Annotated in this window: 22 protein-coding genes; 6 read left to right on the top strand and 16 right to left on the bottom strand. The window is 64.1% G+C overall.

The window, feature by feature from the left end:
* Window positions 1-159: 159 nt before the first annotated feature.
* The 15 genes from ACN9M1_RS17345 to ACN9M1_RS17275 form a co-directional block, all read right to left on the bottom strand.
* A complete protein-coding gene (locus tag ACN9M1_RS17345; RefSeq protein ID WP_426399810.1) occupies window positions 160-2,022 on the bottom strand; it encodes a methyl-accepting chemotaxis protein in 1,863 nt (620 codons plus the stop codon).
* Between the two features lie 129 nt (window positions 2,023-2,151).
* Complete coding sequence (locus ACN9M1_RS17340) at window positions 2,152-2,643, bottom strand: chemotaxis protein CheW (protein WP_426399809.1); 492 nt, start codon at window positions 2,641-2,643, stop codon at window positions 2,152-2,154.
* 67 nt (window positions 2,644-2,710) lie between these two features.
* Window positions 2,711-4,900, bottom strand: a complete 2,190-nt coding sequence (gene cheA / locus ACN9M1_RS17335; protein WP_426399808.1) for a chemotaxis protein CheA — start codon at window positions 4,898-4,900, stop codon at window positions 2,711-2,713.
* A 30-nt stretch (window positions 4,901-4,930) separates the two neighbouring features.
* Entirely contained in the window at window positions 4,931-5,344 is a 414-nt protein-coding gene (locus ACN9M1_RS17330; protein ID WP_426399807.1) for a response regulator, read from the bottom strand.
* A gap of 22 nt (window positions 5,345-5,366) precedes the next feature.
* Window positions 5,367-6,326: a flagellar motor protein MotB gene (gene motB, locus ACN9M1_RS17325; RefSeq protein ID WP_426399806.1), complete on the bottom strand. Its 960-nt coding sequence runs from the start codon at window positions 6,324-6,326 to the stop codon at window positions 5,367-5,369.
* 79 nt (window positions 6,327-6,405) lie between these two features.
* Window positions 6,406-7,266, bottom strand: coding sequence for a flagellar motor stator protein MotA (gene motA / locus ACN9M1_RS17320; protein ID WP_021192846.1), 861 nt, complete (start codon window positions 7,264-7,266; stop codon window positions 6,406-6,408).
* A 471-nt stretch (window positions 7,267-7,737) separates the two neighbouring features.
* On the bottom strand, window positions 7,738-8,298 hold the full coding sequence (flhC, locus tag ACN9M1_RS17315; protein ID WP_426399805.1) for a flagellar transcriptional regulator FlhC: 561 nt from the start codon (window positions 8,296-8,298) through the stop codon (window positions 7,738-7,740).
* A gap of 74 nt (window positions 8,299-8,372) precedes the next feature.
* On the bottom strand, window positions 8,373-8,690 hold the full coding sequence (flhD, locus tag ACN9M1_RS17310) for a flagellar transcriptional regulator FlhD (protein WP_089190899.1): 318 nt from the start codon (window positions 8,688-8,690) through the stop codon (window positions 8,373-8,375).
* 839 nt (window positions 8,691-9,529) lie between these two features.
* The gene (locus tag ACN9M1_RS17305; RefSeq protein ID WP_426399804.1) at window positions 9,530-10,426 is read right to left on the bottom strand and encodes an SMP-30/gluconolactonase/LRE family protein; all 897 of its coding nucleotides are present in this window, start codon (window positions 10,424-10,426) and stop codon (window positions 9,530-9,532) included.
* Window positions 10,423-11,277, bottom strand: a complete 855-nt coding sequence (locus ACN9M1_RS17300; protein ID WP_426399803.1) for a citryl-CoA lyase — start codon at window positions 11,275-11,277, stop codon at window positions 10,423-10,425. The genes ACN9M1_RS17305 and ACN9M1_RS17300 overlap by 4 nt, the downstream gene beginning before the upstream one ends.
* Before the next feature lies 1 nt (window position 11,278).
* Window positions 11,279-12,466, bottom strand: coding sequence for a CaiB/BaiF CoA transferase family protein (locus ACN9M1_RS17295; RefSeq protein ID WP_426399802.1), 1,188 nt, complete (start codon window positions 12,464-12,466; stop codon window positions 11,279-11,281).
* Between the two features lie 69 nt (window positions 12,467-12,535).
* The gene (locus tag ACN9M1_RS17290) at window positions 12,536-13,327 is read right to left on the bottom strand and encodes an IclR family transcriptional regulator (RefSeq protein ID WP_426399801.1); all 792 of its coding nucleotides are present in this window, start codon (window positions 13,325-13,327) and stop codon (window positions 12,536-12,538) included.
* Between the two features lie 20 nt (window positions 13,328-13,347).
* Window positions 13,348-14,352 (bottom strand): ABC transporter substrate-binding protein, encoded by a 1,005-nt coding sequence (locus ACN9M1_RS17285; RefSeq protein WP_426399800.1) that lies wholly within the window; start codon window positions 14,350-14,352, stop codon window positions 13,348-13,350.
* Window positions 14,353-14,379: 27 nt separating this feature from the next.
* Window positions 14,380-15,210, bottom strand: coding sequence for an ABC transporter permease (locus tag ACN9M1_RS17280; RefSeq protein ID WP_426399799.1), 831 nt, complete (start codon window positions 15,208-15,210; stop codon window positions 14,380-14,382).
* A complete protein-coding gene (locus tag ACN9M1_RS17275; protein ID WP_426399798.1) occupies window positions 15,194-16,015 on the bottom strand; it encodes an ABC transporter ATP-binding protein in 822 nt (273 codons plus the stop codon). Before ACN9M1_RS17275 ends, ACN9M1_RS17280 begins: the two co-directional genes overlap by 17 nt.
* Before the next feature lie 384 nt (window positions 16,016-16,399).
* On the opposite strand from ACN9M1_RS17275, the gene ACN9M1_RS17270 reads away from it, so the two are divergent.
* The 6 genes from ACN9M1_RS17270 (at window position 16,400) to ACN9M1_RS17245 (ending at window position 22,290) form a co-directional block, all read left to right on the top strand.
* Window positions 16,400-17,911: a COG3014 family protein gene (locus ACN9M1_RS17270; RefSeq protein ID WP_426399797.1), complete on the top strand. Its 1,512-nt coding sequence runs from the start codon at window positions 16,400-16,402 to the stop codon at window positions 17,909-17,911.
* Window positions 17,912-17,992: 81 nt separating this feature from the next.
* Complete coding sequence (locus ACN9M1_RS17265; protein ID WP_426399796.1) at window positions 17,993-18,424, top strand: YcfL family protein; 432 nt, start codon at window positions 17,993-17,995, stop codon at window positions 18,422-18,424.
* Window positions 18,425-18,514: 90 nt separating this feature from the next.
* Window positions 18,515-19,090, top strand: coding sequence for a penicillin-binding protein activator LpoB (gene lpoB / locus ACN9M1_RS17260; RefSeq protein ID WP_426400741.1), 576 nt, complete (start codon window positions 18,515-18,517; stop codon window positions 19,088-19,090).
* 3 nt (window positions 19,091-19,093) lie between these two features.
* Entirely contained in the window at window positions 19,094-19,936 is an 843-nt protein-coding gene (locus tag ACN9M1_RS17255) for a hypothetical protein (protein WP_426399795.1), read from the top strand.
* Window positions 19,937-20,045: 109 nt separating this feature from the next.
* The gene (locus ACN9M1_RS17250) at window positions 20,046-20,519 is read left to right on the top strand and encodes a FlxA-like family protein (protein ID WP_426399794.1); all 474 of its coding nucleotides are present in this window, start codon (window positions 20,046-20,048) and stop codon (window positions 20,517-20,519) included.
* Between the two features lie 172 nt (window positions 20,520-20,691).
* Window positions 20,692-22,290: a hypothetical protein gene (locus tag ACN9M1_RS17245; protein WP_426399793.1), complete on the top strand. Its 1,599-nt coding sequence runs from the start codon at window positions 20,692-20,694 to the stop codon at window positions 22,288-22,290.
* Window positions 22,291-22,318: 28 nt separating this feature from the next.
* Here the strand turns inward: ACN9M1_RS17245 and ACN9M1_RS17240 are convergent, their stop codons facing one another.
* Window positions 22,319-23,035: a GNAT family N-acetyltransferase gene (locus ACN9M1_RS17240; protein WP_426399792.1), complete on the bottom strand. Its 717-nt coding sequence runs from the start codon at window positions 23,033-23,035 to the stop codon at window positions 22,319-22,321.

The raw sequence follows: 23,035 nt of genomic DNA, 5'->3' as shown, positions 1-23,035 counted from the left end.
GAACCGCCTAGGGCACATGCCACTTCAGTGGGGGATCACCCCTGCTGTAGTGAGCGCTAGCCCAGGCAAAAAAAAAAACCTGCCCCGAAGGGCAGGCTGCACACCACAAACACACACGAGAGAGCTTTCGCGAGCAGCGAAGATCCCGTGCATACATGGTTAAAAGGTCTCCCAGTCGCCATCGTCACCGCCTGCGGCAACGAGCTTGGGTGTTTGCAACTTGGGCGCTGACGCAGCTGCTTTCGGTACGGCAGCGGCCGCGGTACGCCCACGTGGTTGTTCTGTTGCGGCAACCGGCGCAGCAGGCGCGGCAGCGGTTTCCGTTTGGGTTGTGACAGCCGCAACGGCCTTCGGCTTGGCTGCGCGGCGTTCGATTTTGGTTTTGGCTTTGACCTTGGTCTCGGCTTTGGCTTTCAGCGCGGGCTTGGCTGACGCTACAGCCGCCACGCGCGGTACGACAGCCACCGGCGCGGCCCCACCCTGTGTGCGGAACACCGCCACCACTTGGCGCAGCCCGGTCGCCTGTTCCTGCAACGACATCGCGGCGGCAGCGGCCTGCTCCACCAGCGCGGCATTCTGCTGCGTGCCTTCGTCCATCTGGTTCACGGCCTGGTTGACCAGTTCAATGCCGGCACTCTGCTCCTCGGACGCCGAGCTGATCTCGCCCATGATGTCCGTCACGCGTTTGACGGCAACGACCACCTCGTCGATCACGTGACCAGCTTCGGCCACCAGCGTGGAGCCATTTTCCACCCGGCCCACCGAATCGCTGATGAGCGCCTTGATCTCTTTGGCCGCCGTGGCGCTGCGTTGCGCCAGGCTGCGCACTTCACCGGCCACGACCGCAAAGCCGCGGCCCTGTTCGCCTGCGCGTGCGGCTTCCACCGCGGCATTCAACGCGAGGATGTTGGTCTGGAAGGCAATCCCTTCAATCACGCCGATGATGTCGGCGATCTTCTTGCTGCTTTCATTGATGCCCGCCATGGTGTCGACCACGCGGCCCACCACTTCGCCACCCTTGACGGCGATGTCCGAGGCATTGCCAGCCAGTGTGCTGGCCTGGCGCGCGTTATCGGCGTTCTGCCGCACGATGCTGGTGAGCTGTTCCATGCTCGACGCGGTCTGCTCCAGCGACGAGGCTTGTTGCTCCGTGCGCTGCGACAAGTCTGCATTCCCTGCCGCAATCTGCTGCGTGGCGCTGGCAATCGAATCCGAGCCCGAACGCACCTGCCCCACCATCTTCAGCAGGCTCTCCTGCATGCGTTGCAGCGCTGCCAGCATGCGGCCGGTTTCATCGGTGCGGTCCACACGGATGGTGTGCGTGAGATCGCCTTGCGTAATGTGCTCGGCTTGTTCGATGGCCTGCATCAGCGGCACGGTGATGGAGCGGCGCAGCGCCCACGTCAGCAGGCCGCCCACCACGATCCCACCCGCCAGCAAACCGCAGGTGAGCGTGCTCAGCGCGGTGTGTTCGTGCTGGCTGGCCTCGTAGCTGTCTTTGGCCACATCCAGCTGCAAGCGGTTCAGTGCGGTCACCTTGTCACCCAGCGGGCGATACAGCGCGGGCATGACGTCCATGACCGTCTTGTTGATGCGTGCCTCGTCATGTGCCTGCACGGCCTGCATCAGCACCTGCGCGCCGTCACGCAAAAAGGCACTGCGCAGCGCATCCGCCTCGTCGGCCAGCTTGCGCTCCTCCACCGTGGTGGGCAGCGCACGGTAGCGCTTCCAGGCGGCGTCGGACTTGTCGAGGAACATCTTGGCGCGCTCGATCGTCTTGTCCATGCCCGGCGCATTGGGCGCCATGGCTGCACGGTCGAGCACGATGCGGAAACTCAGCAGGTTGGAATCGGATTCAGCCAATGCCACGGTACCGGCCATTTGCACGGCATACGTGTCCTGCACTCGTGTGTTGGCGTGCCGCATGCCAATCAGGCCCGTCACGCCCACGATCACGGCGAGCGCACCCACGCCCGCCATCATCAGCCCCAGTCGGAGCCGGATGGTCATCCTGCTGAACATGCTTCCCCCCTTGCGGCGCCGCACCCCTTGTACGGTGTCTCGTCGCCAGCCGGGCATGACAGCCCGGACACATTGACCAACGAGGGCACGCACACTGCGCCCCGGCTGGTTTCCCTACTGTCCCTACGATCAGGCCGCCTCGGCCTCGTCGCACAACGCCATGTCAGCCGACAGGAGCAAGCGCTCGATGTCAACCAGGATCAGCATGCGCTCGTCGATCGAGCCCAGGCCACGGATGTACTCCGTATCCAGCGCGCCCGAAAACTCCGGCGCCGGCTTGATCTGCTGGCTCTGCAGCGTCAGCACGTCCGACACGCCATCCACCACGATACCTACCACGCGGTCCATCAGGTTCAGGATGATCACGACGGTGTACTGGTTGTACTCCACCCGGTCGAGCTGGAACTTGATGCGCAGATCGACGATCGGCACGATGATGCCGCGCAGGTTGATCACGCCCTTGATGAAGTCGGGCGCGTTGGCAATGCGGGTGACGGTTTCGTAGCCGCGGATTTCCTGCACCTTCAGGATGTCGATGCCGTACTCTTCCTGCCCCAGGGTGAAGGCCAGGTACTCCTCCCCGCCGGTTTCCTCACCGATCGAACGTTCCTTGACTTCCATTGCGGCTCCCCTCGGCCCGCGTCGGGCCACTAGATTGAATGCGTTGTTGGGCGGTTGGCGTGGCCGCTTATGCTGCGGCCATGGCTTGGGTCGAGAATCGACCACCGTGTGCTTCGCCCATGTCCTGCTTTTCGGCACTAACGGCACGCAGCGCGTTTTCTGAATGGCCAGCGCGGGTCTCGCGCATCAGCGCCGACACGTCAACGATCAACGCCACGCTGCCATCGCCCAGAATGGTCGCGCCCGAAATGCCAGGCACCCGGCGGTAGTTGGTCTCCAGGTTCTTGACCACCACCTGCTGCTGGCCGACCAGTTCGTCGACCTGCAGCGCGATCTTCTTGCCCTCCGAATCCAGGATCACGACGATGCCTTCCGACGGATCGGGCAGCGACGGCGTGATGCGGAAGCGCTCGTACATCGGCACCAGCGTCAGGTATTCGTTGCGCACCTTGAGCAGTCGGCCGCCGCCCGGCACAGCCTTGATGTCTTCGGGGCGCGGTTGCAGCGATTCGGCCACGCACGACAGCGGGAGGATGAACACCTCGTCGCCGGTCTTGACCGACATGCCATCGAGAATCGCCAGCGTGAGCGGCAGCACGATGCGCATGGTCGTGCCCTTGCCCTTCTGCGACTGGATCTCGACGTAGCCGCCCATCGACTGGATGTTCTGCTTGACCACGTCCATGCCCACGCCGCGGCCGGACACATCCGTCACCTGATCGGCCGTCGAGAAGCCCGGCGCGAAGATGAGCTGGTTGATCTCGTCGTCGGTCATGTTGTCCGACACGGGCAGGCCGCGCTCGCGCGCCTTCTTGAGGATCTTGTCGCGGTTCAGGCCCTGGCCATCGTCGCTCACTTCAATGACGATGTTGCCGCCTTGGTGTGCGGCGGACAGCAGCAGCTGGCCCACAGCGTCCTTGCCGGCGGCCAGGCGGGCTTCGGGCATTTCGATACCGTGGTCCAGGCTGTTACGCACCAGGTGCGTGAGCGGATCGATGATGCGTTCGATCAGGCCCTTGTCCAGCTCGGTCGATTTGCCGAACGTCGACAGCTCGACCTGCTTGCCAAGCTTGGCGGCCAGATCGCGCACCAGGCGCGGGAAGCGGTTGAACACGTAGTCCATCGGCATCATGCGGATGGACATGGCGGCCTCTTGCAGGTCACGCGCGTTACGCGTGAGTTGCGACAGGCCAGAGAACAGGCGCTCGTTCAACACCGGGTCGAACGCCGATGCGGTCTGCGCCAGCATCGCTTGCGTAATCACCAGCTCGCCCACCAGGTTGATGAGCTGATCGACCTTTTCCACGCCCACGCGGATGGTCGTTTCTGCGGCCACGGCCGGCTTGTCGGAAGCGGCCGGGCGCGGCGGGGCGGCGGCGGCCGCAGCACGCGGTGCCTCGTTGGCGGCCGGTGCATGGGCTTCGGTCTGCGCGGCAGCCGGCGCGGGTGCCGTCACAGCAGCGGCCTCAGCAGCCGTTGCAGCAGCGTCCACCACGGGTGCGGCGGCAGCCGCTTCGCCCGTATGCGGCGCGATGACGATCTGGTCGGCATCGATGATGAAGCAGCTCACCGCGATGATGTCGTCAGCCGTGCAGGTGCTCTGCAGCACGATGTCGCTGTTGCGGCCGGTGCGCACGTGACGCAGCACGGTGCCCAGATGCTTGAGCTCGGTGACGATCAGCTCGCAGTCTTCGTTCGAGACGTTGATGAGCTTGATGTCCAGGCCACCCTCGATGGCGCCGATCGGCTCGGGCGCCGGCGCCTCAACAACCACCGGTTCGGGTTCGGGCGCGGCCACCGGAGCAGCAGCCGCAGCAGCAACAGCGGGCGCTGCGGGTGCAGCAGGCGCAGGCTGTGCAGCGCCACCATCCTCGGCAGCGAGGCTGTTGAGCTTGGCCACCATGTATTCGAGCGTGGCCGTATCAATCGGGTGCTCTTGCCGATAGGCATCAAGTTGGCTTTTCAACACGTCTTTCGTTTCCAAGAAGGCATCCACCATGTTCTCGCGCAACTGCAGCGTACCGGTGCGGGCGCGGTCCAGAATCGATTCCGCCACATGCGTGAGTTCCGTCATGTGCGTGAAGCCGAAGGTTGCGGCACCGCCCTTGATGGAGTGCGCGCAACGGAAGATGGCGTTCAGATCATCAGAAGAAGGGTTGGCGACATCGAGATTGAGCAGCAGCCGCTCCATGTCAACGAGCAGCTCTTCCGCTTCCTCAAAGAAGGCGCCGAAAAACTGGCTGAGATCGAGGTTCATGTCGTTTGTCTCGGGTCGATGGTTTGGCTGTTAGTGCGTCGACGCAGACCCATGGGTCTGCGCATGCCATTCGAATAACTGCATCACCGAATCCGTCAGGCCTTCCGGATCGAACGGCTTGGGCAGGAAACCCGTGGCCCCAGCAGCGCGCGCCTGGTCGCGGATGGTGCCGTCGGCTTCGGTGGTCAACATCAAAATCGGCGTGTCGGCATAGGCCGGCAGCGAGCGCAACGCGCGAATGAGGGTCAGGCCATCCATCGACGGCATCACCTGATCGGTGATCACCAGATCGTGGTTGCCGCCGTTGGGGTCACGCACCACTTCCAGCGCGGCGGTGCCGTCGGCTGCTTCCGTCACGGCAAAGCCGCATTCGCGCAGGCACGCGGCAATCATGCGGCGGATGGAAGTGGAGTCGTCCACCACCAGAATGTGTTTCTCGCTCATTGGCTGTTTCTCCCCTCGGCGCTTATGGCTTGGCCGGCGCAGCCGCATCGGCGGCACCTGCAACAGGCGCGGTGGCACGTACGGCGGCGTCGGTCAGCGTGTCCTTGCCGTCATTGCGTAGATCGGCCACCGGCTCGATCCCACCCGAGCGCACGGCTTCAGCGGCGCGTGCGTTGAGCACGACGATACTGATGCGGCGGTTGATCGGGTTGTACACATTCGTCTTGTCCAGCGGCACCGAGGCTTCCAGGCCCACCACACGGCTGACCTTCTCGGGCTTCATGCCGCCGGCAATCAGCTCGCGGCGCGAAGCGTTGGCGCGGTCGGCCGACAGCTCCCAGTTGCTGTAGCCGTGCTGGGTGGCGTACTGCGTGGCATCGGTGTGGCCCGATAGGCTGATCGGGTTGGGCACGTCATTCAGCGCCGCACCCAGCTCGCGCAGGATGGTGCGCATATACGGCTGCACCTCGGCGCTGGCGTTGCCGAACATCGGCCGGTTCTGCTGATCCACGATCTGGATGCGCAGACCTTCGGTGGTCATGTCGATCAGCAGCTGGTGCTTGAACTGGCTCATCACCGGGTTCGTCTCAACCATCTCGGCAATCTTCTGCTTGAGCTTGTTCAGCGCTGCGTCGTCCGATTCATCGCGGATATTGCGCTGGCGCTGCACCGTCGGGCTGGGGCTCGGGTTCGGCTGCGGCATGCTCTGCTTAACGGACGGGCTGCCCTGCAGGATGCTCGACTGATCGCCAGAACCGGCGCCACCAAACAGCGCCACCTTCAGCGGTGTGCGGAAATACGTTTCCACCGACGACAACTCGGCCTTGGTGACCGAGCTGAGCAGCCACATCAGCAGGAAGAACGCCATCATGGCCGTCACGAAGTCGGCGTAGGCGATCTTCCACGCGCCACCGTGGTGGCCGTGCCCGCCTTTCTTGTTGCGCCGAATCACAATGAAGGTCGGCGTGCTGGACTTGCTCATGGTCCGTTCCCGTCGGTGTGTGCTGCGTCGTTAATGGCTTGGCTCGTTGGCCACGCTCTGTGTCATATGGGGTTCAGCGCTACGCCGTCTTGGCGCCGCGCACGTGGTCTTCCAGTTCGGCAAAGGACGGGCGCTCGGTCGAGAACAGCACCTTGCGGCCAAACTCCACGGCAATCGCCGGGGCGTAGCCGTTCATGCTGGCCAGCAGCGTCACCTTGATGCACTGGAACAACTTGGTCGATTCTTCGGCGCGCTGCTCCAGCAGCGAGCCCAGCGGCCCGATAAAGCCGTACGCCAGCAAGATGCCGAGGAACGTGCCGACCAGCGCCGAGGCGATCAGCTTGCCCAGCTCCGCCGGTGGCAGGCCGACCGAGCCCATGGTGTGCACCACGCCCATCACCGCGGCCACGATGCCGAAGGCCGGCATGGCGTCGCCCACCTTGGTGATGATGCGGGCCGGTTGTTCGGCTTCGTGGTGGTGGGTGTCGATTTCCTGATCCATCAGCGCTTCGATCTGGAACGGATTCAGGTTGCCGCCAACCATCAGGCGCAGGTAGTCGCAGATGAAATCCAGCGCGTGGTGATCGGCCTGGATGGCGGGGTAGTTGGCGAACAGCGCGCTTTCGTGCGGGGATTCGATGTCAGCTTCGATCGACATCATCCCCTCGCGGCGGATCTTGGACAGCACCACATACAGCAGCGCCATCACTTCCATATAGAGGGCCTTGGTGTACTTCGAGCCCTTGAACAGGCCCGGCAGCGCCTTGACCGTGGCGTTGATGGCCTTTTTGTCGTTGCCGACCACGAAGGCGCCAATGCCGGCGCCGAAGATGATCAGCAGTTCGGTCGGCTGGAACAGGGGCCCCAGGTGGCCACCGGCCAACATGTAGCCGCCGAACACCGAGGCGAGAATCACGATGTAACCGATGGCGACTAGCACGGGGCAAACTCCTAGATGGGACGATGCAGGCAACCGCGCGATCAATTCGTGCGATCAATACAAGGAGGAATAACGGCATCCGCCCCGTTAACTGAAGGCTTGAGCAACGGTTTTGCTGTCGCGCGGCAGCCAGGAATCCCCCGCCACCGCGCCCTTCTCCACCAAAAACGGCAACAAAACGGGCGGCTTGAGCGCCACCCTGCCCGAAGAGGGGTTCTACCTAGGCCAATCCAAAGAAAAAGGGACGGAAATCGCTTTCCGTCCCGGTTTTTCGACCTTCTTTTACGCGCGGCGGCAAAAAAAAGCCGGTCTGCGGTTTCCCGCGACCGGCCTACCCCCTTCCCCTTTTGTGCTGTCTGAGCCCCTGTGCTGTCCTGCTCTGTGTTCTGTCTTGCTTTGTTTTTGTGATGTGCCGGTCTGCGCGGCGGTTCCCGTAATTCCCGTACGTCCCGTGTTCCCCTCAAGCGCCGCTCAGGCGTCGATCGTCTTCTCTGCGACCGCATCGACTTGGCCAGCAACGCGCTTTTTCTTGCCTGCGCGTGACGGCGGCTGGCATACACCGCACACAAAATCGTGGTGCAGGTCGTCTGCGTGGGCCACGAAATGGCCGGTGCAGCGCTTGCACTTCACGGTGTGCAGCATCTTCCCCTCGAAGAACTTCAGCATCATCCACGCGCGGGTGATCGAAAGCACCTCTTCCTGTTCGTGGACGTGAATGTGTTCCTGGTACAGCTTGTAGGCCGAGATCAGGCGGCGCACACCCGTGCTGCGGCTGTTCTCACCCAGAAAACGGTAGATGTTCAGGAAAATCGACGAATGGATGTTCGGCGACCACGTCAGGAACCAGTCTGCCGAGAAGGGCAGCATGCCCTTGGGCGGCGATTCCCCGCGAATTTCCTTGTACAGCTTGACCAGACGCTCACGGCTGAGCGTGGTTTCTTGTTCCAGCAATTGCAGGCGCGCACCGAGCGAAATCAATTCCGCTGCGAGGTGGATCTGCTGCACTTCATTCATGACGCTGGTCTGACGCATGGCACTGCTCCCGCTTTGCTTCTGCTACCCATCCGATACCGACTGAACCCGGCGGAAACTCCGCCGCAATAAGCTCAGTTGATCTGTTCAACCGCCTGACGTGCCAACAGGATCGACATTTGCGATTGCTGCAGGCCCTTGTCACGGTGCGGCTGGGTCACCAGACCCAGGATGGCGTGATCGTCGAAGCGGAAACGGCACAGCAGCATGTTGGTGCTGGCCAGCTTGACGATCTGCGCGGGCGACATCGTCAGGAGGATGTCTGCCAATTCTTCGGAGATGCCGAGGCGAAACAGCGCGGCATCGCGATCCTTGACCAGCATTTGCTGGGCGAGCATCAAATAGGTGAGATTCAGTTCACTGATCTCGGAAACAATGTCTTGCGTGTCCATGTACGTCCCGTCGTCGTGTGCAGTAAAAGTGCAACCTGCATCCGATCTCACATGGTGGTGTCCGGTGACGCTGTTATGTCGCGCCGCCCTCGTCCGGACCCTCACCAATTCCCCACAGATCGGATGTTCCTAGCATTCGGTACCGTTACCGGCACTTCCTGCCTCCTTCTTACTCACGTCGCTAAAGACATGGCGAAGTTGTTTTCTGTTGAACACATTGTGGTTTGACGACCGGGGTAAGTAAAGAAGGTGGGACCCCTACGTCGGAGGGGTGGGTAGGGCCGACTATTTGTAAGCCGTTTTCGTACAAAACTGTTAAGAAACGTTGCAAATGAAGCGTTTGTCGGCGTATCCGCCCTGGGTGGACCGTGCGCTAAAGCGACCGTTTGACACGTATTTACCCTACGCTTTGGCAAAAGATAGCAATCTTATTGCCTAAAGAAGCCCGAAATCGATTGTGGAAACGTCGCACTTCCACGACTCTGAGCATCGGATGCCGGGTTAACAGCTTGTAGGACACTTCTTACCTCGTCCTACACGTCGTGTAGGACAGCGCCGACCGGTTTTTGGACCAATTTGTAGGAGTGATCCTACAGCCTGACGGCGATTTTGTAGGACAGCTCCTACCTATTTGTCACACAGATAAAGACGTGTATTTTTAATCGTGACAAAAATCGGCGCCCAGACAGCACAATGCGAAGAAAAGAAGCGATCGCCGCACTTTGGTTGTCGCGACGCAGCAAAAAGGGCAGCGCCATCCACAAGGGCAGCGCTCAATCAGAAGGAAAACAGCGGCAGGACGGAACGCCGTTGTAGGACAACGGCATCCAGGCCCTCGGTCAGGTGGGATTGGGTACCGTGCAGCGTGCGCGCAATACGGTGCCCGTGGCGGATTCTGTGATGACAACGGATTGCCCGTCCGGTGCCAATGCGACGTTGGTGGTGGTCCGCCCCCGGCACGAAGCGATGCGCGCGAGCGGCTCACCATGCGGCGAGAGCACGAACACCGCGCCCAGCGATGCGTGCGCGACAAACAGATTGCCCGCCGTGTCCATCGCCATGCCGTCGGGGCCACTGGTGCCGTAGAACTGCGCGAAGCGGCCCACCTTGCTGGTGCTGCCATCCGCCAACAGCGGCAGGCGCCAGACGGCGTTGTCGCGCGTCATCGCAACGAAGAGCGCCGATTCGTCCGGCGTGAGGGCCAAGCCGTTGGGGCTGGGGCCGTTCGACGACAAGCAATCGAGCCGGCCATCGGTGCGCAGGCGGTACACGCGGCCAGTCGGGTCGTGCAGGCCGGTCTGGCCTTGATCGGTGAAATAGACATCGCCGTTGCGGGCGACGACCAGATCGTTCGGGCCCTTGAAGCGTTCGCTATTGCGGCGGGTGAGGAACGGGCTGACTGCGCCTGTCGCTGGGTCGAGCGACAGCAACCCGTTCTTATAGTCAGCAATCAGCAACGTGCCGTCGTGGCGCAGCGCCAGGCCGTTCGGTTCGCCGTCGTATTCGGCAACGACGCTCCAATCGCCCTGCGGTGAGACACGCAGGATGCGGCCATGCGGAATGTCGACCAGCCACAGGTTGCCCTGCGCATCCCAGCACGGGCCCTCAAGAAAGCAATCGACCGGTGCCCCACCCTTATTAGCGCGCGACCATTCAGTCGGCACCGGGCGGCGCAGCGCGGCGGGCATCTCCGCAAAGACCGTGGTTTCGATAACGGCCCAGTTGAAGTAGGTCATGGTGCAGCAGCCGGCTCGGCTTCGGTCAGATGCCGCGTGGCGGCGCCGGTGTAGCGGTAGGGCAATTGACGTGGCATCGGGCCCTTGTTGCGCTCGCTGCGGCCGCTTTGTTCCCACGCGTGCGCCAGAATGCCGACTGCGCGCGACAGGCAGAAAACCCCGCGCGCCAGCGGCGCCGCAAACCCGAGTTCGGCATAGATGACGGCCGTGGCGCCGTCGATATTCATTGGGATCGGCTTGCCCTTGCGGCCGGAGAGCAGAGCTTCGATGGCGCGGCCGATAGCGGCGTAGCGGCCGCCGACCACGCCGTCCTGCGCAGCCTCGTCCACCAGCGCGAGCAGACGCCCCGCGCGCGGGTCGACCGGATGGAACCGGTGCCCGAAACCCGGCAGGTACTTGCCATGCGCGGCGATGAAGGCGTCGACACCGGCTGCCGTAGCCGCTTCCAGCGACGCACCATCAAACATGCGCGCTTCGATGTCGTGGAACAGCTCGACCGCCTGTTGCCCCGCCCCGCCATGCACGTCGTCCAGCGCATTCAGCGCAGACGCCATCGCACCGTTGAGCGGCAACCCGCAGCTCGTCGCCATCTTGGCAATCGCAATGGACGGTGCGTGCGGGCCATGATCGACGGACGCCACCAGCGCTGCTTCCAGCAACGCAGCCTGGCGCTTGCTCGGCAACTCGCCGCGCAGCATCAGCCAGATCATTTCGGCAAAGCCGATGTGGCCAATCAGCTCCTGAATCGGGTAGCCGCGCACGTGGATGCGGCCGGGTTCGATGTCGATGATGTCGGTGCGCCAGTAGTCGGCGGCGAGGCCGGCGGCGTCTTGAGGAAGCGTCGATGTCATATCAGATGGCGCCTTCAGCACGGAGGGCTTCGATTTGGTCGGGGCGGTAACCGAGCTTGGCGAGCCAGTCGTCGGTGTGGGCGGATAGCGTCGGGGCGGGCGCGTGCGGGCACGGGTCTTCGCCCGACAGGCGGAAACCAGCGCGCGTGACGTGCTGGCCTTCCTCCGGGAACGAGGAGACGAAGCCGCGCCCCGTCACCTGCTCATGCGCTAGCACGCCTGGCACATCCAGCACCAAGCCGGCGGGAACGCCGGCATCGATCAGCAGCGGTTCCCATTCGGAGGCGGGGCGCTCAGCCAGCGCGGCTTCCAACGCGTCGTTAAGCGCCCGGCGGTGTTCCTTGCGTGCGTGGCGCTCGGCAAAGCGCGCGTCGGTGACCAGACTGGGCTGGCCGATCACGCGGCACAGCGCGGCAAACTGCTTGTCTTCGTTGGCGGCAATGTTGATCAGCCCGTCGCCCGTTTTGAACGTGCCCGACGGGGCGGCGGTGAAGTTCTGGTTGCCCATCGGGCGCGGGCTCACGCCGGCGTTCAGGTAGTTCGACACCACCCAGCCCATCGTGGCCAGCGTCGATTCCAACATCGACACGTCCACCATCTGGCCCTCGCCCGTGCGCTGGGCGCCGAGCAGGCAGGCCGTGACAGCCAATGCCGCCGTGATGCCGCCCACCGTATCGCTGATCGGGTAGCCGACGCGCAGCGGGGCCGATTCATCATCGCCCGTGACGCTCATCACGCCGGAAATGCCCTGGATAATCTGGTCGTACGCCGGGCGATGCGCCAGCGGACCATCCTTGCCGAAACCGGAGATGGCGCAATAGACGAGGCGCGGGTTCACCTCGCGCAGCACGTCGTAGCCGAGCTCCAGTCGGTCCATCACACCCGGGCGGTAGTTTTCGATGAGCGCATCCGCCTGCGCCACCAGCTTGAGGAGGATGGCCCGCCCTTCCGGGTGCTTCAGGTTGACGGTGACGGACTGCTTGCCCGCATTGACGGCAACGAACGAGGCGCCCATCTTGCGGCGCGCCTGCTCCGGGTCGGCACCCAAGCGGCGGGCGAGATCGCCATTGCCAGGCACCTCGACCTTGATGATTTCCGCACCGAGCAAGCCCAGCTGATAGGCGCAAAACGGCCCGGCCAGCACGTTCGACAAATCGAGCACGCGCAAACCCGCGAGAGGCAAAGCCATGAAACAACTCCTGCTACAACGGCTCCGCCCCTCGCCCTTCTAAGAAGTGCTGGGCGCGTTTGGCAGAGCCTAGGTTTTCTGGATTAGCTGAGCGGCGTTGCGCAACGGCGCAGGGTCGCCACCCAGCGTGGAAGTGATTTGCGCGGCGTGCTCCAGCACTGGCACGCGCCACGATTGCAGCAACGCTCCGTCGATGCGCGAAGCCGGGCCGGCCAGGCACAGCGCCCCGCGCAGCGCCTGCTGCGCACCGAACACCGGCACCGACAGGCCCACCGTTTCCCGGTCGCGCTCGCCAACCGACACGTAGTAGTAGTCGCGCCGGATTGCGTCATACGTGGCGCCCTGCATGCCCGAGAACGCGCACAGCACGCGCCCGCCCGAACCACGCTCCAGCGGCAGTACGTCGCCCTCGCGCACGTGGTCGCGGATCGAATGGCTCGAATCCACGCGATGCAGGCACACACGCACGTCACGCTCGCGGATGTAGAACGACACCGCCTCGCCCGTGGCCTCGGCCAGCGCACGCATGTGCGGCAGCACGACATCGCCGAGGCGCATGCTGCGCTGGTAGAGGGCGCCCAGCATCAGCGGTGCGGCGCCAATCTGGTAGCGGCCATCTTCCAGCCGGTACAGCATGCGGTGCTGGATGAGCGAACCCGCCAGCCGCAGGATCGTGCTCTTATAGAGCCCCGTGCGTGCGGCAAGCTCGGCCAGCGTGAGCGCGTAATCGCCGGGGCGGAACGCGAACAGGATCGAGAACGCGCGGTCCAGCGCGGCCACGCCCGATGCGCCCGGCGTGCTATCGCCTTCGCTGGCTGGCAGCTGCGTGTCGTTCTGAGCGGTTTGGCGTTCTGCAGTCATGACGATGTGGGGAAGGCGGCTTACTGGACCGTCTTCAAGGCTTGGTCGACGAAGCGGTTAGTGTACGTTTTACTCAGGTCGATCTTGGCGTTGCGGATCTTTTCGTCGTAGCTGGAGAGCACCGTCAGGGCCACCTTGGCGTCCGCATCCGTCATCAAACCGTCTTTGGAGAAGATCGGCTTGGAGTGGCGCAGCGCATCCACAAACACATCGCGGCCACCCACCTGCTGCTCCTTGGGCATCTTGTCGGCAATGGCCTCGGGCGTGCTGGCGTCGATCCACTTGAGCGTGCGGATGAAGGCGTTCACCAGACGCTGCACGGTCTCGGGGTTCTTGGTCATGAAGTCACGCGTGACGTACAGCGTCGCCGTCGGGTAGCGGCCGCCGAACACGGCGTTGGAGCCGGCATCGGTGCGCGTATCCACCAGGAACTTGGCAGCGCGGCGCTTTTCCAGCAGGCTCGCCACGGGGTCGAAGTTGACCAGTGCATCGATCTCCTTGCGATCCAGCGCCACCATGCCCGGCGCGCCCGACCCCACCGCGATATACGACACGTCGTTCACCTGCAGGCCGTTCTTGATGGCGTAGTAGCGCGCAAACAAATCGGTGGACGAACCCGGCGCGGTGATGCCGATCTTCTTGCCCTTCAAATCCTTGCCACTCTTGATGTCGAGATCGGGCCGCACCGCCAGCACGATGCCCGGCGTGATGTTGAGCAGCGCCACCGACACGATGTCCTTGCCTTGCGCCTGAATGTGGATGGTGTGGTCATAGAAGCCCACCACCGCGTCGGTCGAGCCGGCAATCAGCGCCTGCAATGCCTTGCTGCCGCCGGCCTGGAAGTTCTCCACCTTCACATTGAGCCCTTCCTTCTGGAAGTTGCCGAGCGACTGCGTGAGCGGCACCGGCATGTAGTTCAGGATCATCGAGCCGACCGACAGGCTCACGTTTTTCTTTTCCGGCTCGGCGGCGTTGGCTGCCGTGCAGACGGCTGCGCACAGCAAGGCCGAAATCCATCGCTTCATGGTTGTCTCCGTAGATGTTGTTTTGGGTCAGGCGCCGGCTTCCGAGTCCGCCTTCGGGCGCCACACCAGCAACTTGCCTTCAAGTGCATCCACGCTGCGGTCCAGCGCGATCACGAAGGCAGACAGCACGACGATCCCCGAGAACACGCCGGTCGCATCGAACACGCCTTCGGCCTGCGCAATCAGGTGGCCCAGGCCGGCGGATGAGCCGAGGTACTCAGCCACGATCGCGCCCATCACCGCCATGCCGACGGAGGCGCGCAGGCTGGAGAGAATCCAGCTCGTGGCGGACGGCACATACACATGGCGCAGCAGGCTCATGCGGCTGGCCTTGAGCAGGCGCGCATTGGCCAGGATCACAGGGTTCACCTCGCGCACGCCCTGGTACGTATTGAAGAAGGTGATGAACAGCACCATCGTCGCGCCCAGCGCCACTTTGGACGTCAACCCCAGCCCGAACCACATCACGAAGATGGGCGCGAGCAGAATCCGCGGGATGGCATTGACGATCTTGATGAACGGGTCGAGCACCTCGGCAGCCAGCTTGGATAAGCCCAGCCACAACCCGAGGCTGATGCCCATCAACGTGCCGATGCCGAACGAGAGGATCGTCTCGGCCAGCGTGATGGCCAGGTGCGTGTAGATGTCGCCGCCGGTGAACCACTCCCAGACGCGCGCGACGATGGACGACGGCATCGAGAAGTAGAACGGGTCGATCACCCCCGCACGGCCGAAGCTCTCCCACGAGCCGAACAGCACCACCACAACGGCTAGCTGGAACAGGCGAATCTTGGTCTTGTGCGCGAGACCCGCGCGCGGCGTGCTCATGGAAGGCGCAACGTTAGTGCTGGACGGCATGGCTCTTCTCCACTTCGGTGCCGAGGATCGACCAGATCTCGCGATACAGGCGGATGAACGCGTCGGTCATGTTGATTTCAGACACATTGCGCGGGCGTGGCAGCGTGATTTCCACATCGCCTACGGGGCGACTGGCCGGCCCGGCGGACATGACGACCACGCGATCGGCCAACGCAATGGCCTCTTCCAGGTCGTGCGTGATGAACAGCAGCGATTTGCGGTCTTCCTGCCACAGGCGCAGCAGTTCGCTCTGCATCAGGTGGCGCGTGTGCACGTCCAGCGCCGAGAACGGCTCGTCCATCAGCACGATCTTGGGCGAGAGGATCAGCGTCTGCGCCATGCTGATACGCTTCTTCTGGCCGCCCGACAGTTGATGCGGATAGCGCGCCTCAAAGCCCGCCAGGCCCACCTTCTTCATCCACGGGCGGGCGCGTTCGCGGGCCTCATCCACTGGCACGCCCTGGAACACGAGGCCCAGGGCGACGTTGTCGAGCGCCGTCTTCCAGGGCAGCAGGGAGTCCTGCTGCATCATGAAACCGGCATTGCCATTGAGCCCAGTCAGCGGCTCGCCAAACACATTGACGGTGCCGCCGGCCGGCTTGAGCAGCCCGGTCACGGCGTTGAGCAGCGTGCTCTTGCCGCAGCCAGTCGGCCCGACCACCGCCACGAACTCGCCTTCACCGATCGACAAGTCGACGCCCTCCACCGCCGTGAAGCTGCCGAACCGCACTGACACCTGATTGAGCTGGACCGCCGGCAACCCGGCGTGCAATCGACCGCTGGCGGCCTGGGAGAAAGCAAGCATGGACGTCTCCTTGAACGCGCCTGATTTGATGCGTTCTGTTTGATGGAATCTGGTTCTATTTTATGCGTACAAGCTTGCGCAGTTAACGGGCGTTAACCCGTAAACCATCATAAGGCGCCCAAGCGTACGACGGAATTTCCATCCGATTTTCGCCAAGTTATTCTCTCTAAAGAAACTATGTTCTTTCTGATAGAACATGCAGATTGCCAACCGCCTTGTTTATTTACGCCGAGCAATCCTCGCGGCTTTGTAAAAATTGCAATCCCCCCAAGTGTGGATGCGGCACACGGATCACACCGCATACACTCCCGCTGCTCGCGCGCACTAGATCAGTGCGCGAAGAAGCACACAAACAAAAAGCACAACTGACCGGGGGGTCATTCCATGAACGCATCGCGTTTGCTCACGCGCGGCACGCTCGCGCTTGCCTGCACGGCACTGCTGGGCGCCTGCGCCCAGAACTACACACACAAGATCAGCTCGACCACCGATGCCCTGAAGACCGGCGCGGTGGACAACGCCATTGCGGCGCACGAAGCGGCCTACAAGGACACCGCCGTTGCCGACCGTGACCTGCTTTACTTCATGGAGCGCGGCGAGCTGCTGCGCACCGGCAACAAGGACGTGGCCGAAAGCACGCAGGCGTGGCTGACCGCCGACGAACGCGTGCGCGGCTGGGAAGACGAGGCCCGCGGCAAGCTGCAGAAGGGTGCCGGCCAGCTCGGCGCCTGGTTGCTCTCCGACGGCCTGGCCCGCTATGACGGCCAGGACTACGAAAAGGTCTGGCTGAGCACCCGCCTGGCTGAAAACCACCTGGCCGCCGGCGATTGGGACAAGGCCCGCGTAGAAGTACGCCGCATGTACGAGCGCGAAACCCTGATCGAAGACCTGCGCGACAAGCAAGTCGAGGCCATCAAGGACGCCGCCAAGGAAAAGAAGGCCGATGCCACCGCCGTTAAGACGGCCGACATCAAGGGCTACCCGGTCGAGATCTTCAACGACCCGGAAGTGACCAACCTGCGCAACGCGTATCAAAGCGCCGTGTCGCACTATCTGGCCGCCTTCCTGTTCGAAGCTTCGGGCGACAAGAGCCTAGCTGCCGCCGGCTACCGCAAGGCCATCGAGCTGCGCCCCGACGTGACCTCGCTGCGCGACGGCTTGGCCGGCCTGGACAGCAAGAAGCCGCAGCCCGGCAAGACCGATGTGCTGGTGCTGGTGGAAACCGGCTTCATCCCGCGCCGCGAGTCGCTCAAGATCTCGCTGCCGGTGCCCATCAACGGCAAGATCAAGATTCTGTCGGCCGCCTACCCCACGTTGCGCCCGCAACCTGATGACCTCGTGCCCACCAGCGTGACGGTCGGCACCGACACGGCCAACACCGCCATGGTGACCAACCTCGACGCCATGGCCCGCCGTGCCCTGCGTGACGACATGCCGACCATGATCGCGCGCAGCGTCACGCGCATGGTCGTCTCGGCTGTCGCGCAAGAAGCGCTCGACCGCCAGAACAACACGGCCGCTTCGCTGATCAGCCTCGCGGTGGGCATCGGCAGCGCCGTCACGGCAGATGCGGACACGCGTGAGTGGCAATCGCTGCCGGCGCACGTGTCGTTGGCGCGCCTGAGCGTGCCGAGCGGCCCGCAGCACATCACGCTCGCCACCCCGCGTGGCCCGATCACCACCGACGTCAACGTCACCGGCCGCTACGCCGTGTTGGTGCTGCGTCCGCTGGGCCCGACCGTCAGCACGCTGGCTTCCGTGGCGCCGGCCAACGAGCCCGTCATGGTTGCAGAAGCCGCCCCGGCCGCACAGGCACCGACCAAACGCAAGGCGGCCCACGCCCCCGCGCGCAAGTCGGCTGCGGCTGCCACCAGCTCCGGCGTCTCGGCGCAGTAAGCCGCGCACCGTTCCCCTCGCCCGCTGCTCCGCCCGAGCGCGGGCGGTTTTTGCTTGTTCACCCCAACCGAGTCACGAGCGATGTCCGTTCCGTTTCTCCCGCAGTTTCCGCGTGGTCTGCGCCACGCTGCCCGCGCTACCGTGTGCGCACTGGCGTTTGCCGCCGGCACGCCCGCCCTTGCCGACACCATTGCCTCGCGCGTCGAAGGCTTGGGCGAGATGACCTACATCAAGGTCGCTGCCCTGCGCGCCACCGAGCGCGGCGGCCGCATGCTCGTCCAGGTGCGCTTCACCAATCAGGACAACCGCGACCGCACCATGTCGTACCGCTTCAAGTGGCTCGACAAGGATCAGTTCAGCGTGTGGGAAGACGAGCCCTGGAAGCCGCTGCTGATCCACGGTGCGCAATCGGTCGATGTGCAATCGCTCGCGCCCACCACGCAGGCCACCGATTTCCGCGTGGAAGTGCATGCCGTCGACAACAGCATGCCAATGACCAACGCCCCGCGTTGATCGGCACGCGCCCACCCCACTCCCTTTCCTTTCGATAAGAGGACCGACATGTTCCAAGCTGTTTCCCGCAATGCCCTCAAGCTCGCCGCCATGGGCCTGGCCGCTTCCGCCATGGTCGGCTGCGCCAACGTTTCCGGCCCGAACGTGGGCGGCAACGTGCAATACGGCGATGCCAAGGCCGTTGAGACCGTCACCAACGAATTCGGCTCGACCGACCTGCAGACCATTGCTGAATCGATGACGCGCTCGCTGCTGCAATCGCGCCCGATCACCGCTCCGCGCGAGGCGCCGATCGTCACGCTGGCGGAAGTGAAGAACAAGACCAGCGAATACATCGACACCCGCTCGATCACCGAGAAGATCCGCACGCAACTCGTCAAGAGCGGCGCCGTGCGCTTTGCAGTGAGCACCAACGAGATGCAATCGCAGGTGGATGAGCTGAGCCGCCAGAACCAGTCGGGCCTGTACAAGAACGCCGGCAAGGCCAAGATGGGCCAGATGCAAGGCGCCAAGTACCGCCTGGAAGGCAGCATCTCGTCGATCGTCAAGCGCTCGTCGAACGTGAAGGACGTCTACTACATCTTCAACCTGAGCCTGATCAACAACGAGTCGGGCATGCTGGAGTGGGCTGACGACAAGGAAATCCGCAAGACGAGCGCGAGGTAAGCCATGCGAGCGTTCAACCAAGCCGCGCGCGCCATGCGTGTCGTGAGCGCCGCACTCGGGCTGGCGGCGCTGGTCGCGTTGGTCACTTCTGGCGGCGCGCACGCGCAGGCCAAGGTGGCAGTCGCCGACCTGTCGTACAAGGACACCGTGCAGGAGTACTTCTCGTACGAAGCCGGCTATGCCAAGTCGAGCGAGCGCCTGTCGGGCTCGTACAGCGAGAGCGATTCCGGCTCGCGCGGCCGCGCCAGCTATTCAGGTTCGAATGAAGCCGCGTATGTGAAGGCCGAAGGCACCGTCACCCGCATCGAGATCGGCGAGCTGCGCAAGTTCACCGCCGACATCAAGGGCGACCTGATCAAATCGGGCGCCTTCCGCGTGGTGCAGGCGCGCCCGTACACGGCCAAGCCGACCGAACAGCTGTTCGACGTGATCAGCCGCATCAAGCAAGGCGCCTTCCCGGGTGCCGACTACGTGCTGTTCGGCACCGTCACCAGCGTGGAATGGCGCGACGATGTGCAGCCACTGCAAGGCACGCGCAACACGATGCTGCTCTACAGCCTGGAGCTGGGTGTGGACTTCAGCCTCATCAACACGCGCACGCATGAAGTGAAGGCGGCGTTCTCGGTGGTGGGCGAAGGCAACGACAACAAGATCTGGAGTGGCGGCGCCCGCCTGACGCCCAACAAGGCGCGGGTGATGCAAGCGGTGTCCCGCTCGCTGGCGGCAGAAGTGTCGACACAGTTGTCTGAGCAGGTGCGGGGCTTCCCGGCGCCGCGCGAGGCAGGTGGCGAGGCACGCGAGCCTGCCGAGGCAGCGACTGCGGCCAAGGTCCGCGTGTTCGAATAAGTGCACTTGGGGCCGCGCAGAAACTGATCCATCGAAAAAATTTCTGCTCCGGCCCCTAAAGTTTTCTGCGCGCCATCCGATCACAGGCGTACTGATCAGCGAGATGGCGATGCAACTCTCTTCCCCTTCCATTTCCAGCCCTGCAGTCGCCGGCACTCCTGGCGGCGGAAGCAGTTCGGCCAATGAAATCGAGCAACTGCAGCGCCAGCTCAAGCACCTGCAGAAGTCGATGGAAGACCTGCATAGCCAGGGGCTGCCGTCCAATCAAGCCAAGGCGCAAGCTGAGGTCTTGAGCATGCAAGTCCAGATCGTGCAGGCACAGATTGAGCGGCTGCAGGCACGCAAAGGCCTGGAGCAGGCGGAAACGCAGGTCGAGAACCGCCACAAGGCATCGGACACTTCCAGCACCAGCAACACCAGCGCGACCGCCCGGGCACGCACGACGGACAAGGTCACCGGTTCGTCCACCGCTGCCGATGCCCGCTTACAGGCACGTCAGGCGCAAGCGGCACAGCCGGCGCATCCGGCCAGCGCCGAAGCCATCGAGCCGGCAGAACCACCGCTGGTTTCGGTCAAGGCCTGAAGGCCTGAGGACCTAAGGGGCGGCGCGCTCGCGGCTGTCCTGCTGCCATGGCGCCAGACCCCGTCCTCGCCCCACACATCGGCCACCCCCTCCCACCGGGGGGACGTCAGCTCCTGCCACCAACGGCGACAATCGCCGCACCGCTTGCACCCGCGCGGCACCGAGATTCCGCATGACCTCCGCCGCCAGCGACGCCTTGCCTCCGACCACCCCCGTCGCTCCGCCTACGGCGCGTACACCCTCCCGCAATTTCTTCGCCCGCCATTGGCGTGGTGATTACAGCCTCGCCCGCTCGTACTGGCTGCACACCGCGCTCATGCAATTTGGCGTGGTCGCGCTCAGTGCCGGGGTCACGCACGCACTGGCACACAACGCGCCGGCACGCACTTCGTCGTCGGCCTTGCTGGTCATTTATGGGATGGGGCTGGCGCTGTGGATCTGGGCCATCGTCGGCACTTGGCGTGCCGCCGAGCGCGAGCGCGCCCGCTTGTCGAACGTATGGCCGGTAGTGGCCAAGATCATGATCGTGCTGGGCGCCCTGGCGACAAGTTCACGCGTCGTGAACGACCTGCCGCGCCTGGGCGCGCATCTGCGCACGGCGCTGGGAGAACAGGCCGCCTCGCCATTTACGGTGGTGCTGCAGCACGATGGGCGCGCCATCCTGTTTACCGGCGGCATGAACGACGGGGCCGCCGATGCGCTGGAAGCCGCGCTGCGCAAGGCGCCGCAAGCCACCGCCGTGGTGCTGCGCTCCGAAGGCGGCTGGCTGCGCGAAGGCGCGCTGGTGGCCGACATCATCCGTCAGCACCATCTGCGCACCTATGTTGAGCGCGCCTGCGCATCGGCCTGCACCATCGCCTTCCTGGCGGGTGAGGACCGCGCCGCCGCACCTGGCGCACGCATCGGCTTCCACCGCCCCCGTGCAGTCGGCGCCGAGCACGACCAGACCCCCGGTGCCACCGGCAATGAACTCTGGGATGCCTACAGCGCCGCCGGCCTGCCCGATGCATTCGTGCGCCACGTGCAGAACACCCCGTTTGATGGGATGTGGTTTCCAAGCGCGGAGGAATTGCAGACCAACCACGTGGTCACGCGCGTCTCTGCCGGCGGGGAATACGCCACCATGGCCACGCAGCTGCGCAGCCGCGACGCGCTGGCCGCTGAACTGCGCAACACGCCGCTCTACGCCACGCTGGAGCGCAAATATCCCGCGCACTTTGGCCAACTGCTCGATACCGTCTGGCAAGCATTACAGCAGAACGCCACCGATGCCCAGGTCACGGCGTTGCTGCGTGCGCAATCCACCAAGCTGTATCGCGCCTTGATTCCGACCGCGCCCGACGCGCTGCTCTTTGCCAATGCGCAACTGACGCTGGACGCCGCGCAGGCCTTGCAGCGCCTGAGCCCCGAAGCCTGCGTCGCCTACCTGGACGGCACAGCCAATGCGAGTGCCGCCACCGCGCGCCTGCCGCGCGCCCTGGCCGCCCGCGAGCAAAACCTGTTTGCTGAACTGATGCAGGCGGCCGACCCTGACCACGCCCCTGTGGTCACCCGGGCGCAAACCCTGCCCGTGCTGCAGTTGGCGGTGGCTGCCCTGCCGCTCGACCAGCAGCGCGTGCTGACCCTGCCCACGCTGCGCCATGCTGCCCCGGCCGCGGCGCGCTGCCAGGCGTTGATCAGCTTCGCGCAGGCCATCCTTGCCCTGCCCGACGCCGAACGCGCACTTGCGCTGCGCGGCATGTACGCCGATACCTCCGCACCCGACGCTTAGCGGCGCGTAGATCAAACGTCGCTGAAATCTACGCTGCGGCCCGCAGCGCACCGAGCGATGCACGCTGGCGTCCCTGCGCATCAAAATTTTCCGGTGCGAGCCATTGCTCAAATGCCGCCCGCAATGGCGGCCATTCGGTGTCGATGATGGAAAACCACGCGGTATCGCGGCTGCGCCCTTTGTAGACGATCGCCTGGCGGAAGACGCCCTCAAACTGAAAGCCCATCCGCAGCGCCGCCTTCCGCGATGGCGTATTCAGGCTGTCGCACTTCCACTCATAGCGGCGGTAGCCGAGGTCATCAAACACGTGCTTCATCAATAGGAACTGCGCCTCGGTGGAAGCCGGCGTGCGTTGCAGCAGCGGTGAGAACGTCACCGCCCCCACCTCCACCACGCCGTGTTCCGGCGTGATGCGCATGAGGGCCAGCGTGCCGACCGCGCGATCGGTACGCGCATCAATCACGGCGTACTGCAATGGATCGCGCCGCGCCGCGATGCGCTCCAGATAGGCGCGATGCGCAGCGGCCTCCGTAAATGGGCCTTCCATTAGATACGTCCAATCGCGGCCATCCTGCGCGTGGCGGAAGGCCTCGAACAAGGCGTCTGCGTGGCGGGCGGGGTCCAGCGGCTCCAGCTTGCAATATCGGCCGAGCAGCGGTGTATGCGGCGGTAGCGGACGGGCACTCCAGTCCGGCAGCAGCATGCCGATGGGTTGTTCATACGGGTTGAGCGTGGTGGTGGTCAT

Origin of the sequence: Ralstonia sp. R-29 (assembly GCF_049913345.1) — a bacterium.
Lineage (GTDB): Bacteria > Pseudomonadota > Gammaproteobacteria > Burkholderiales > Burkholderiaceae > Ralstonia.
This window is presented reverse-complemented; position numbering and strand designations above follow the sequence as displayed.

What these genes read in the sequence shown, in the direction of transcription:
- ACN9M1_RS17345 (WP_426399810.1), bottom strand. Translation starts at nt 2,022, where the DNA reads ATGTTCAGCAGGATGACCATCCGGCTCCGACTGGGGCTGATGATGGCG.
- ACN9M1_RS17340 (WP_426399809.1), bottom strand. Translation starts at nt 2,643, where the DNA reads ATGGAAGTCAAGGAACGTTCGATCGGTGAGGAAACCGGCGGGGAGGAG.
- cheA (WP_426399808.1), bottom strand. Translation starts at nt 4,900, where the DNA reads ATGAACCTCGATCTCAGCCAGTTTTTCGGCGCCTTCTTTGAGGAAGCG.
- ACN9M1_RS17330 (WP_426399807.1), bottom strand. Translation starts at nt 5,344, where the DNA reads ATGAGCGAGAAACACATTCTGGTGGTGGACGACTCCACTTCCATCCGC.
- motB (WP_426399806.1), bottom strand. Translation starts at nt 6,326, where the DNA reads ATGAGCAAGTCCAGCACGCCGACCTTCATTGTGATTCGGCGCAACAAG.
- flhC (WP_426399805.1), bottom strand. Translation starts at nt 8,298, where the DNA reads ATGCGTCAGACCAGCGTCATGAATGAAGTGCAGCAGATCCACCTCGCA.
- flhD (WP_089190899.1), bottom strand. Translation starts at nt 8,690, where the DNA reads ATGGACACGCAAGACATTGTTTCCGAGATCAGTGAACTGAATCTCACC.
- ACN9M1_RS17305 (WP_426399804.1), bottom strand. Translation starts at nt 10,426, where the DNA reads ATGACCTACTTCAACTGGGCCGTTATCGAAACCACGGTCTTTGCGGAG.
- ACN9M1_RS17300 (WP_426399803.1), bottom strand. Translation starts at nt 11,277, where the DNA reads ATGACATCGACGCTTCCTCAAGACGCCGCCGGCCTCGCCGCCGACTAC.
- ACN9M1_RS17295 (WP_426399802.1), bottom strand. Translation starts at nt 12,466, where the DNA reads ATGGCTTTGCCTCTCGCGGGTTTGCGCGTGCTCGATTTGTCGAACGTG.
- ACN9M1_RS17290 (WP_426399801.1), bottom strand. Translation starts at nt 13,327, where the DNA reads ATGACTGCAGAACGCCAAACCGCTCAGAACGACACGCAGCTGCCAGCC.
- ACN9M1_RS17285 (WP_426399800.1), bottom strand. Translation starts at nt 14,352, where the DNA reads ATGAAGCGATGGATTTCGGCCTTGCTGTGCGCAGCCGTCTGCACGGCA.
- ACN9M1_RS17280 (WP_426399799.1), bottom strand. Translation starts at nt 15,210, where the DNA reads ATGCCGTCCAGCACTAACGTTGCGCCTTCCATGAGCACGCCGCGCGCG.
- ACN9M1_RS17275 (WP_426399798.1), bottom strand. Translation starts at nt 16,015, where the DNA reads ATGCTTGCTTTCTCCCAGGCCGCCAGCGGTCGATTGCACGCCGGGTTG.
- ACN9M1_RS17270 (WP_426399797.1), top strand. Translation starts at nt 16,400, where the DNA reads ATGAACGCATCGCGTTTGCTCACGCGCGGCACGCTCGCGCTTGCCTGC.
- ACN9M1_RS17265 (WP_426399796.1), top strand. Translation starts at nt 17,993, where the DNA reads ATGTCCGTTCCGTTTCTCCCGCAGTTTCCGCGTGGTCTGCGCCACGCT.
- lpoB (WP_426400741.1), top strand. Translation starts at nt 18,515, where the DNA reads ATGGGCCTGGCCGCTTCCGCCATGGTCGGCTGCGCCAACGTTTCCGGC.
- ACN9M1_RS17255 (WP_426399795.1), top strand. Translation starts at nt 19,094, where the DNA reads ATGCGAGCGTTCAACCAAGCCGCGCGCGCCATGCGTGTCGTGAGCGCC.
- ACN9M1_RS17250 (WP_426399794.1), top strand. Translation starts at nt 20,046, where the DNA reads ATGCAACTCTCTTCCCCTTCCATTTCCAGCCCTGCAGTCGCCGGCACT.
- ACN9M1_RS17245 (WP_426399793.1), top strand. Translation starts at nt 20,692, where the DNA reads ATGACCTCCGCCGCCAGCGACGCCTTGCCTCCGACCACCCCCGTCGCT.
- ACN9M1_RS17240 (WP_426399792.1), bottom strand. Translation starts at nt 23,035, where the DNA reads ATGACCACCACCACGCTCAACCCGTATGAACAACCCATCGGCATGCTG.